Consider the following 1,226-nt stretch of genomic DNA (forward strand, 5'->3'; position numbering starts at 1 on the left):
CCCTGCTCGCGCGGGCCGTAGGACGAGCCCTTGCGGCCGCCGAACGGCACGTGGAAATCGACGCCGGCCGTCGGCAGGTTGACCATCACCATGCCGGCCTCGGCGTTGCGCTTGAAATGCGTCGCGTGCTTGAGGCTCGTCGTGGCAATCCCGGAGGAGAGGCCAAACGGCGTGTCGTTGGCGACGGCGAGCGCCTCGTCGTAGTCCTTCACCCGGATGACGGCGGCGACCGGTCCGAAGATCTCTTCGCGGGCAATCCGCATCCCATTTGTCGCCTCGGTGAAGAGCGCCGGCTGCAGATAGAAGCCGGGCGTGTCGCGCGAAATGAGCTCGCCGCCGAAGGCGAGCCTGGCGCCCTCCTTTTTGCCGACGGCGATATAGTCGGTGTCCTGGTTCAACTGGCTCTGGTCGACCACCGGGCCGATATGGGTGCCGGCCTTCAAGGCGTCGTCGACGACGAGGCCCCGCATCCGCTCGCCCATCGCCGCGACGAACCTGTCGTGGATGCCCTCGGTGACGATGATCCGCGACGAGGCGGTGCAGCGCTGGCCGGTGGAGAAGAAGGCGGAGTTGACGGCCGCCTCGACGGCGACCGAGAGATCGGCGTCGTCGAGCACGACGAAGGGGTTCTTGCCGCCCATCTCCAGCTGGAACTTGCGATTGTGCTCGACCGAGGCGGCGGCGACGCGCTTGCCGGTGCCGACCGAGCCGGTGAAGGTGATCGCATTGACGTCGGGGCTGTCGAGCATCGCCTGGCCGACGACCGAGCCCTTGCCCATGACGAGGTTCAGCACGCCCTTCGGCAGGCCGGCACGGTGGAGGATGTCGACGATCGCGTGAGCGCAGCCCGGCACCAGCTCGGCCGGCTTGAAGACGACGGTGTTGCCGTAGCAAAGCGCCGGCGCGATCTTCCAGGCGGGAATGGCGATCGGGAAGTTCCACGGCGTGATGATGCCGACGACGCCGACCGGCTCGCGGGTGATCTCGACGCCGATATTGGGCCGGACCGAGGGGATGACCTCGCCGGCCAGACGCAAGGCTTCGCCGGCGAAGAACTCGAAAATCTGGCCGGCCCTGACCGTCTCGCCGATGCCTTCGGCGAGCGTCTTGCCCTCTTCGCGCGACAACAGCCGCCCAAGCTCGTCCTTGCGGGCGATGATCTCGTCGGCGGTCTTCTTGAGGATCGCGTGGCGCTCGAGGATGCCGGAGCGCGACCAGGCCGGAAA

Annotated in this window: 1 protein-coding gene; it reads right to left on the minus strand. The window is 67.6% G+C overall.

Features of this window, described 5'->3' with window-relative positions:
* The coding region (locus ATB98_RS00035) for an aldehyde dehydrogenase family protein (protein ID WP_066867474.1) at nt 1-1,226 on the minus strand (1,226 nt) is incomplete at both ends.

The organism is Sinorhizobium saheli (assembly GCF_001651875.1).
GTDB classification, from domain to species: domain Bacteria; phylum Pseudomonadota; class Alphaproteobacteria; order Rhizobiales; family Rhizobiaceae; genus Sinorhizobium; species Sinorhizobium saheli.